Below are 9,969 nucleotides of genomic sequence, written 5' to 3' on the forward strand. Positions count from 1 at the left end.
GCGGAGGAGCGTTTCATGACCGCGAGCTACGAGACCATCCTGGTCGAGACCCGGGGGCGGGTCGGCCTGATCACCCTGAACCGGCCGCAGGCGCTGAACGCCCTGAACGACGCGGTGTTCAGGGATCTCGGGCAGGCCCTCGCGGCCTTCGACGCGGATGACGATGTCGGCGCCATCGTCCTGACCGGCTCGGAGAAGGCCTTCGCCGCCGGCGCCGACATCAAGGAGATGGCGTCGAAGGACTTCATCGCCGCCTATCGGGGCAACCTGATCGAGAACTGGACCTGCATCACCCGGGTGCGCAAGCCGATCATCGCGGCGGTGGCCGGCTATGCCCTCGGCGGCGGCTGCGAGATCGCGATGATGTGCGACTTCATCATCGCCGCGGACACGGCGCGGTTCGGCCAGCCGGAGATCAAGCTGGGCACCATCCCCGGCTCCGGCGGCACCCAGCGCCTGACCAAGCTGATCGGCCGGTCGAAGGCGATGGACCTGGTGCTGACCGGCCGGATGATGGACGCGGCGGAGGCGGAGCGCTCGGGCCTCGTCGCCCGCGTGGTGCCGGCCACAGAGCTGCTGGCCGAGGCGCTGAAGGCGGCGGAGACGATCGCCGGCTATTCCCTGCCGGTGACGATGATGGCGAAGGAGGCGGTGCACCGCGCCGACGAGACGCCGCTGGCCGAAGGCATCCTGTTCGAGCGGCGGCTGTTCCACGCCACCTTCGCCACCGACGACCGCAAGGAAGGCATGGCCGCCTTCGTCGAGAAGCGGCCGCCGGCGTTCAAGCACCGCTGACCCGAACGAAAACGGCGGGCCCGGAGGCCCGCCGTTCCTGACAGCCTCGGAGGTCGCTCTCAGTCGCGGCCGGGGCCGATCGCCCAGGCGCCGGGGCCGAAGGCGGTGACCATCAAGAGGCCGCCGGCGATGGCGAGGTTCTTCATCGCGTGGATCTGCTGCATCATCGCGTCCGCCCCTTCGAAGGTCCAGAAATGGTGGACCAGGACGATGGTCAGCAGGGTGAAGCCGGCCATGACGAAGGCGGCCAGGCGCGAGAACAGGCCGAGGATCAGCAGGATGCCGCCGCCGAGCTCGACCAGGATCGTCAGCGCCGCGAAGACCTGCGGGGCCGGCAGGCCGTTGGAGGCGATATAGCCGACGGCCCCTTCGAAGCCGGTCAGCTTGCCCCAGCCGGAAACGACGAAGATGGCGGCGAGGAAGATCCGCGCGAAGAAGGCGAAGAAGGAAGAAAAGGCCGACATTTCACCATCCGGGCGAGTGAATCGATGTCTTACTATGACACCAACCGCCTCGTCCCGTTGGGGAAATCTTCATAGACAGTGTGTTGACCGATCCGGCCTCAGGTCTTCACCTCGAAGCCGGCGCCGGTCGCGAATTTCCACAGGTTGCGGTAGCCCAGCCGGGCATAGGTGAGGGGATGCGCCTTGGCCGGGTCCTGCTCGGCCTCCACCACCATCCAGCCGCTGTAGCTCTTCGGCAGCGCGTCGAAGATCCGCGGGAAATCGACCATGCCGTCGCCCGGCACGGTGAACAGCCCGCCGATCACGCCGTCGAGGAAGCTCCAATCCTCGTCGCGCACCTTCTGCAGCACGTCGCGGCGCACATCCTTGGCGTGGACGTGGTTGATCCGGCTGGCATAGCGCCTGGCCAGCGCCGCCGGGTCGCCACCCGCCACCGTCATGTGGCCGGAATCGAGCAGCAGGCCGACCGACAGGCCGGTGTGCTGCATCAGGAGGTCGACCTCGGCCTCGCTCTGCACCAGCGTGCCCATGTGATGGTGATAGGCCAGCCGCACGCCGCGCCTGGCCATGTGGTCGCCGACCGCGGTCAGCTTGCGGCCGAACTCCGGCCAGGATTCCTCCGGCAGGGTCGGGCGCTGCGACAGGGGCGTGCCGCGATCGCCATGCACCGCGCCGGAGGTGTCGCAGAACACCATGACCTTGCAGCCGAGCGCGGCGAGGAGGGCGAGGTGCGGCTCCATCGCCTCGATTTCCTGATCGACCGACCGGTCAATCAGGTTGGCGCTGTACCAGCCGGAGATCAGCTTGAGGCCGTGCGCCTCCAGGATCGGCCGCAGCGCGTCCGCCTGGCGCGGGAACTTGTTGCCCAGCTCGATGCCGGTGAAGCCGGCCTCGCGCGCCTCGAACAGGCAGGTCTCGAGCGGCGTCTCGCCGCCCAGCTCCGGCAGGTCGTCGTTGCTCCAGGCGATCGGGTTGGTGCCGAGGGTGACGGTCATCGCGGCGGTCTCGTGGGCTCGGGTGACGGATGGTTTGGAATCAGGCATCGCGCCCGGTGACGGGGTGGCCGGCCAGCTGCTCCTCGTAGCCGGCGCGGGCCCGGCGCACCTGGTCGCGGTCGGAGACCTCGGGGACGGCCACGTCCCACCAGGCGCCGCCGGCCTCGGTCGTCGCCACCGGGTCGGTGTCGATGACGATGACGCTGGTCTGGTCTGTCGCCTTGGCGCGCAGCAGCGCGGCCTCCAGCTCGGCGATGCCGGCCACCTTCTCCGACGCCGCGCCCATGCTGGCGGCATGGGCGGCGAAGTCGATCGGCTGCGCGCCCTCGATGTCGCGGAACAGGTTGTTGAAGGAGGCGCCGCCGGTCGCGTTCTGCAGCCGGTTGATGCAGCCGAAGCCTCGGTTGTCGAGCACGACGATGGTCAGCTTGACGCCCTGCTGCACCGCGGTCGCGATCTCGGAGTTCATCATCATGTAGCTGCCGTCGCCGACCAGGACGTAGACCTCCCGGTCCGGCCGGGCCAGCTTGACGCCGAGGCCGCCGGCGATCTCGTAGCCCATGCAGGAATAGCCGTATTCCAGGTGGTATCCGCCCGGCGCGTCGGTGCGCCACAGCTTGTGCAGCTCGCCCGGCAGCCCGCCGGCGGCGCAGACCACGATGGCGCCGCGCCCGGCCGCGCGGTTGACCGCGCCCAGCACCTGGGCGTCGGAGGGCAGGGGGGCGTTGCTGGCCGCGGTGGCGCGGTCGACCGCCCCGTTCCACTCCGCGATCAGGCTGCGGATCCGGTCGGCCTGGGCCTTCGGCGCGGTCCAGGACCCCAGCGCCTGCGACAACGCCTCAAGCCCGCGGCGGGCATCCGCGACCAGCGGCAGGGCGCCGTGCTTGCCGGCGTCGAAGGCGGCGGCGTTCAGCTGGATCAGGGTCCGCCCCGGCGCCCGGAACAGGGCGCGGGAGCCGGTGGTGAAGTCCTGCAGCCGGGTGCCGACCGCCAGCACCACATCGGCATCGGCGGCCAGCGCGTTGGCGGCGCTCGAGCCGGTGACGCCGATCGAGCCGGCATTGTTCGGGTGGTTCCAGGCCAGGCTGCCCTTGCCGGCCTGGGTCTCGGCGACCGGCAGGCCGTGGCGCTCGGCGAAGCCGGCCAGGGCCTTCGCCGCGTCGGAATAGAGCACGCCGCCGCCGGCGATCACCAGCGGCCGCTCGGCCTTCCGCAGCGCCGCGACGGCGCGGGCCAGCTCGGCCTCGTCCGGGCCGGGGCGGCGGATGCGATGCACCTGCTCCGCGAAGAACCAGGCCGGGTAATCATAGGCCTCGGCCTGCACGTCCTGGCACAGGGCCAGCGTCACCGGCCCGCATTCCGCCGGGCCGGTCAGCACCGACAGGGCGCGGGGCAGGGCGGTCAGGATCTGCTCCGGCCGGGTGATCCGGTCGAAATAGCGCGACACCGGGCGGAAGCAGTCATTGGCGCTGACGGTGCCGTCGCCGAAATCCTCGATCTGCTGCAGCACCGGGTCGGGCCGGCGGGTGGCGTAGACATCGCCGGGCAGCAGCAGCACCGGCAGCCGGTCTACATGGGCCAGCGCGGCGGCGGTCACCAGATTGGTAGCGCCGGGGCCGATCGAGGTGGTGACCGCCATCATCCGGCGGCGGAACTTCGCCTTGGCATAGGCGATCGCGGCCAGGGCCATCGCCTGCTCGTTATGGGCGCGCAGCGTCGGCAGCTCTTCGCGGTGGGCGTAGAGGGCCTCGCCCATGCCGGCGACGTTGCCGTGGCCGAAGATCGCCCAGACGCCGGCGAACAGACGTTCGCGGCTGCCCTCCTCCGCCTCGATCCATTGCGCGGCGAGGTGGCGCACCAGGGCCTGCGCCATGGTCAAACGCACGGTTCCCATCCCTATCGCTCCTTCAGGCCGCGGCTTGGGCCGCGGCGCGGGCATTCTGCCAGGCGGCGATCAGGCTGCCATAGCTGGCGGCCATCCGTCTCACCGCTTCGTCGTCGTCGATGCGGCCGGCGAACCAGTCCTCGGCCGGCCGGCCGAAGATGGTGCGGCCGACCGCGAAGCCGCGGCACCAGGGCTGGCGCGCCGCCAGGGTGAAGGCGGCCGCCAGCTCCTCCTCCGGCGCCTCCAGGCCCAGCAGCACCACGCCGCGGCAATGCGGGTCGCGACGGGCGATCACCTCCTGGATCGCCGCCCAGGCAGCCTCCGAGGGCGGCGGCGGCAGCTTCCACCAGTCCGGATGGATGCCGATGTCGTAGAGCCGGTCCAGGGCCCGGCCCATGGTGCGGTCGTCTGCCGGCATGGATTTCGGGGGGATGATCTCGAGCAGCAGCTCGTGCCGCGTCGCGCGGCTGGCATCGAACAGGGCCAGAAGCTGGCGCTCCTGCTCGTCCCGGATCTCCGGAGGGTCGTCCGGGTGGTACTGCACCAGGCACTTCACCACATGCTCCAGCGGCCATTCGCGCAGGGTGACGCCAACATCCGGCCCGCCCTCGAAGCGCAGCGGGCGCGACCCCGGCAACTCGACTGGCCGGCCGATCCAGGCGCCGCTGCCGGCGGCGGCGAACAGCGCCTCGCTGCCCAGCCGGCCGTCGATCAGCACGCCGAAGCCGGGCCCGCCATGGGCCTGCTGCGCCGCCTTCCAGGCCAGCAGCTTGAAGGCGCCGATCTTCTCCGCATCGGCGCCGTGCCGCACCGCCATCTCCTCGAGCTGGGACCGGTGGTCGAAGGCCAGGGCATGGACCTCGGGCCAGTCGCGGATCCGGGTCGTCGCCCAATGCACCTGGTTGAGCACGGGATCCTCGCGCAGCCGGTGATGGGCGCTGCCGTGCGCCAGGAAATGCGTCAGCTCGGTCCAGCTCGGATAGGACGGCGCGCAGCCGTGCCGCGACACGGCGAAGGCGCCGCAGGCATTGGCGTAGCGGCAGGCCGCCTCGACCGGTTCGTCGCGCAACCAGCCGCGCAGGAAGCCGGCCATGAAGCCGTCGCCGGCGCCCAGCACGTTGTAGACCTCGACCGGGAAGCCGGGGCCCTTCACCCCCTGCTCGATGTCGTCCGGAACGGCGCCCGGGAACACGACGCAGCCCATCGGGCCGCGCTTGACCACGATCGTGGCGGCGCTCAGCTCGCGGATCCGGCGCAGCGCCGCCAGCGTGTCGGTGGCGCCGCCGGCGATGTGGATCTCCTCCTCGGTGCCGACGATCAGGTCGCAGTCCGGCAGGATCGCCTGCAGATGGGCGCTGACGGCCGAGCTCTCGACGAAGCGCTCCTCGCCCAGGCCGTGGCCGGTGAGGTTCCACAGCACCGGGCGGTAGTCGATGTCCAGCGCCACCTTGCGGCCATGGGCATGGGCCAGCCGCATCGCCTTCCGGCTCATCGCCGCGACCGAGGGGGTGGAGAAATGCGTGCCGGTCACGACCACGGCGCGGGCCGAGGCGATGAAGGCCTCATCGACGTCGCCCTCGGACAGCGCCATGTCGGCGCAGTTCTCGCGGTAGAAGATCAGCGGGAAGGTGTGGCGGTCGCGGATGCCGAGGATGACGAGGGCGGTCAGCCGCTGCTTGTCGGTGATGACATGGCTCGTGTCCACGCCTTCGGCCGCCAGCTGCTCGCGGATGAAGCGGCCCATATGCTCGTCGCCGACCCGGGTGAGCAGGGCGGAGCGCAGGCCGAGGCGGGCGGCGCCGACCGAGATGTTGGTCGGGCAGCCGCCGACGTACTTGGCGAAGGAGGCCATGTCCTCCAGCCGGCCGCCGACCTGCTCGCCATAGAGGTCGACCGAGGAGCGGCCGATGCAGATCACATCCAGGACGGGATCAGCCATGGCGCGACACTCCCTCCGGGCGCCAGAACTCGGCCTTGGCATCCATGGTCCAGCGATGCTCCTCGGTGAACTCCGGCACGGTGTAGGGATTGCCCGGCAGGTGGCGGATCACCCAGGCGTAGTACATGCCGTAGCCGGGCGCCGCGCATTGCGCATGGTCGAAGCCGTCGAAGATCTTGATGGTGTCGTATTCCCGCACCTTCAGCACCGTCTCGCCCAGCTCGGCATGGCCGTAGCCGCGCGGATCGGTGAAGCGGTAGTGGTAGATCTCGGGCTGCGGGTGGTGGTGCGGCGGATAGCTCGACCAGCGGCCTGGGAAGGTGACGACCTCGCCCAGCACCAGCTCGGCATTCGGGTCGCTGTTGCGCAGGTCGAAGATGGTGCGGACATAGCGGTAGCAGGCGTCGTCGACCTGACCCTTGCCGCGGTGCTCGTTCGGCACATCCTCGGGCAGGAAGACGCGCGAGGGGAAGGGCTTGGCGTTCTTCGTCTCGTAGACCGTGAACTCGGCCTCGTCCTCCGCCTCGAGCCGCACCCGGGCGCCGGCCGCGACATGGACAGCGCTGGCCGATTGGTCGAACAGCGAGGCGCGCGAGAAGCGCACCGTCCGGTTGTCGACCGTCACCTCGGCGGTGCCGGACATCAGCAGCCAGGCGGTCTCGTTCGCGGTCTCGATCTCGCGGCTCTCGCCCGGCGCCAGCTTCAGCACCGCGACCGCGATGCCGGTGTCGTCCTCGGGCTCGTCGAAGCGGGTGATCTGCGTCAGCCCCGGGCCGAAGCCGCCGCGGTGGCCGGTCAGATGGCGGGTCATGGCTGGTCCTCCCAAGGCGCGATTTCAGACAAATAGAACAAATATTCCATTTGACTGCAACCTCGGAATTCTGATTTTTCTATCGCAGCCGGCCGCCGCCGGGCCGATGATTCCGGCGCGACGAAAGGGAGAGGAAAGATGCTCAAGATCTGCCAGTTCGGCGCCGGACGGATCGGGAAGATCCATGCCGACAACATCGCCCGCAACCCGCGCACCCGGCTGGTCGCCGTGGTCGACGTCCATCGGGAATCAGCCGAGGCGCTGGCCAACCAGCACGGCGCCGCGGTCGGCGACGGCCTGGCGGCGCTGGACGGCGCCGATGCGGTGGTGATCGCGAGCTCAACCGACACCCATGCCGACCTGATCGAGGCCGCGGCCAAGGCCGGCAAGGCGATCTTCTGCGAGAAGCCGATCGACCTCGACAGCGCCCGGGTCGAGGGCTGCCTCGACACCGTCGCCAAGGCTGGGGTGCCGCTGGCGCTCGGCTTCAACCGGCGTTTCGACCCGAGCTTCGAGGCGGTCCATGCCGGCATCGCCGAAGGCCGCATCGGCAAGGTCGAGCTGGTGGCGATCACCAGCCGCGACCCGGGCCCGCCGCCGGCCAGCTACATCCGCGTCTCCGGCGGCCTGTTCCGGGACATGATGATCCACGATTTCGACATGGCCCGCTGGCTGCTGGGCGAGGAGCCGGTCGAGCTCTACGCCACCGCCAGCAACCTGGTCGACCCGGCGATCGGCGCCGAGGGCGACGTCGACACCGCGGTGGTGACGCTGAAGACCGCCGGCGGCGCCATCGCCCAGATCTCGAACAGCCGCCGCGCCACTTACGGCTACGACCAGCGGATCGAGGCCTTCGGGTCGCTGGGCATGCTGCGGGCCGAGAACCGCACCGCGACCACGGTGGAATATGCCGGCGCCGACGGGGTGGTGCTGGACAAGCCGCTGCATTTCTTCCTGGAGCGCTACGCCGAGGCCTATCGACGCGAGCTCGACGACTTCATCGACGCGGTGCTGGAAGGCCGGGCGCCGCGGGCTGGCGGGGAGGACGGCAAGCGGGCCCTGCTGCTGGCCGACGCGGCCTGGGAATCGGTGAAGACCGGCGCTCCGGTGCGGTTGTCACAATAAATTCATCCCGCTGAACGAGTCTTCGGGCCTGCGAAAGATTCTCTCTCGCTCCGGTGCGACGCCTATGGTCAAGGCGCGCGGCCTGGGGTTATAGTTCCTGCGGGTGTCTTCTGTAGGCTCGGCTGAGGGGTATAGGGACGATCGTCGACTGCGGGTGGTCTTCACGCGCGGGCGGGTTGTCTCGGGTAACGAATGGTCGTCTCGACAAAAACGTTCAGACCGTCCAGCGCCGGCGCATCGCCGGTCGCGAGCGGACAGATCCTGGTTTCCGCTCGCGGAAGCCGCACCCTTGGTCCTGGTGCAGCACTTTCTCTTGGAGTTTCAGTTCAATGATGAACCGACGTCATCCGCCGCGCGTCGGAGGCGGCGAATATCGCCGTGACGTGACGGCTGTGGTCAAGTGGTTCAACCCGACGAAGGGCTTCGGCTTCGTCCAGGTGACGGACGGTTCGCCGGACGCGTTCCTGCACGCCTCGGTCGTGGAACAGTCCGGACATCGCGAGATGTATGAGGGCACGAAGATCGTCTGCGACATCGCGGAAGGTCAGAAGGGCCCGCAGGTCGCGGTGATCCATCGTGTCGAGGAGCTCGGCGCTCCGCCGGCCGGCGGCGGTTTCCGCCCCAGCCGATTCGGCGACGGCGGCCCCCGTGGCGGCTTTGGCGGCGGTGGCGGCGGCTTCAGCGGCCCGGCCACCGAGGTCGAGGGCACGGTGAAGTTCTTCAACGCCGAGAAGGGCTTCGGCTTCGTCACCCCGGACGACGGCGGCAAGGACGTGTATGTCGCCTCGCGCGCGCTGCAGCGGGCCGGCCTGCCGGGCCTGAACAGCGAGCAGCGGGTGCGCCTGACGGTCCGCATGGGCCAGAAGGGCCCGATGGCGGAAGCCGTCCAGCTGCTGTGACAACGGACGCGGCCCGGGGGAGACCCCGGGCCGTCGCCTTGCGTGGCCGGACCTCGCTCCGTCCCATCCGATCACGTGCCCCCAGATCACGTGCCCGACGATAAACCAGGGCCACGCGCGAAGTTCACGCGCGAACTGCCGGCGGTGCGACGCCGGGCGCTGATCGAAGCCACCGCCCGATGCCTGGCCGAACGCGGCCATGCCGCCACTTCGGTGCGCGAGGTGTGCGCCCGCGCCGGCGTTTCTCCCGGGCTGGTGCGCCATTATTTCGGCGGCATCGACACCCTGATCGCCGAAACCTACCGCTTCATCGGCAGCCATGTGGCGGAGACTCTGGCTGTCGCACTGGACGGAGCGGAAGCGACGCCCGAAGCGCGGCTGCGTGCCTTCATCGATGCCAGCTTCCGGCCGCCGGTTCTGGACCCCGACCTGCTGTCGATCTGGCTGTCCTTCTGGGCGCTGGTGCGCCGCGACGAGGCGATCCGGCAGATCCACCGCGACGTCTACGCCGCCTATCGCCGGCGCCTCGAAGGCCTGATCGCCGCCGCAGCCGAAGCCCGGTCGCGCCGGATCGACGCGCCGCTCGCGGCACTGGCCTTCACCGCCATGCTCGACGGGCTGTGGCTCGAGCTCTGCCTCGATCCCTCCGTATTCACGCCGCAGGACGCCGTGCGCATCGCCAATGGCTGGGTCGACGGCCTCCTGTCCGGCAACGGCATGGGGCTGATGGAGGAGGTCTAGAGCACTTTCCGATCTTCAGGAATCGTGGGGGATTCCCGAAGGCTGGGAATTCTGATTCAAGATGCAGGCTGGTGAGGGAGGCCAGCTTGCATGACGCGACCTCTTTCGATGGACATCCGGGACCGGCTGGTTCGGGCGGTGGACGGCGGCATGACGCGGCGCTCTGCGGCCAAGCGCTTCGGGGTTGCCGCCTCGACGGCGATCAAGTGGGTTGAGCAGTGGCAGCGTACCGGCGCGGTGGCGCCGCGACCGCGGGGCGGTGATCATCGCTCGCAGCGGCTCGAGGCCCATGCCGAGGAGATCCTGGGGCTGATC

10 protein-coding genes are annotated in these 9,969 nt (G+C 69.9%); 5 read left to right on the forward strand and 5 right to left on the reverse strand.

The window, feature by feature from the left end:
- The first annotated feature begins 15 nt into the window (after window positions 1-15).
- Window positions 16-795, forward strand: a complete 780-nt coding sequence (locus tag G537_RS0115305) for an enoyl-CoA hydratase (protein WP_026870872.1) — start codon at window positions 16-18, stop codon at window positions 793-795.
- Window positions 796-854: 59 nt separating this feature from the next.
- Here G537_RS0115305 and G537_RS38135 read toward each other — a convergent pair whose 3' ends face one another.
- The 5 genes from G537_RS38135 to G537_RS38140 all read right to left on the reverse strand — a co-directional run bounded on the left by G537_RS38135 (window position 855) and on the right by G537_RS38140 (window position 6,889).
- Window positions 855-1,259: a DoxX family protein gene (locus G537_RS38135; RefSeq protein WP_034851787.1), complete on the reverse strand. Its 405-nt coding sequence runs from the start codon at window positions 1,257-1,259 to the stop codon at window positions 855-857.
- A 98-nt stretch (window positions 1,260-1,357) separates the two neighbouring features.
- The gene (iolE, locus tag G537_RS0115315) at window positions 1,358-2,254 is read right to left on the reverse strand and encodes a myo-inosose-2 dehydratase (RefSeq protein ID WP_026870873.1); all 897 of its coding nucleotides are present in this window, start codon (window positions 2,252-2,254) and stop codon (window positions 1,358-1,360) included.
- Window positions 2,255-2,294: 40 nt separating this feature from the next.
- Window positions 2,295-4,148: a 3D-(3,5/4)-trihydroxycyclohexane-1,2-dione acylhydrolase (decyclizing) gene (iolD, locus tag G537_RS0115320; RefSeq protein WP_026870874.1), complete on the reverse strand. Its 1,854-nt coding sequence runs from the start codon at window positions 4,146-4,148 to the stop codon at window positions 2,295-2,297.
- 13 nt (window positions 4,149-4,161) lie between these two features.
- Entirely contained in the window at window positions 4,162-6,078 is a 1,917-nt protein-coding gene (locus G537_RS0115325; protein ID WP_026870875.1) for a bifunctional 5-dehydro-2-deoxygluconokinase/5-dehydro-2-deoxyphosphogluconate aldolase, read from the reverse strand.
- Window positions 6,071-6,889 (reverse strand): 5-deoxy-glucuronate isomerase, encoded by an 819-nt coding sequence (locus tag G537_RS38140; RefSeq protein ID WP_034851789.1) that lies wholly within the window; start codon window positions 6,887-6,889, stop codon window positions 6,071-6,073. Before G537_RS38140 ends, G537_RS0115325 begins: the two co-directional genes overlap by 8 nt.
- 138 nt (window positions 6,890-7,027) lie before the next feature.
- Here G537_RS38140 and iolG point away from each other — a divergent pair, with 138 nt between their 5' ends.
- From iolG to G537_RS0115350, 4 genes are all read left to right on the forward strand, one after another.
- On the forward strand, window positions 7,028-8,014 hold the full coding sequence (gene iolG / locus G537_RS0115335) for an inositol 2-dehydrogenase (protein WP_026870876.1): 987 nt from the start codon (window positions 7,028-7,030) through the stop codon (window positions 8,012-8,014).
- A gap of 383 nt (window positions 8,015-8,397) precedes the next feature.
- Entirely contained in the window at window positions 8,398-8,913 is a 516-nt protein-coding gene (locus G537_RS0115340; RefSeq protein WP_034851838.1) for a cold shock domain-containing protein, read from the forward strand.
- Between the two features lie 144 nt (window positions 8,914-9,057).
- Window positions 9,058-9,654 carry a transcriptional regulator BetI gene (gene betI / locus G537_RS38145; RefSeq protein WP_211230391.1) on the forward strand — a complete coding sequence of 199 codons (597 nt, stop codon included), beginning with the start codon at window positions 9,058-9,060 and terminating at the stop codon, window positions 9,652-9,654.
- Window positions 9,655-9,744: 90 nt separating this feature from the next.
- Window positions 9,745-9,969: helix-turn-helix domain-containing protein (locus tag G537_RS0115350; protein WP_026870878.1), on the forward strand; the 225-nt coding region annotated here is incomplete at its 3' end.

This window comes from Inquilinus limosus DSM 16000, assembly GCF_000423185.1.
Taxonomy (GTDB): Bacteria; Pseudomonadota; Alphaproteobacteria; order DSM-16000; family Inquilinaceae; genus Inquilinus; species Inquilinus limosus.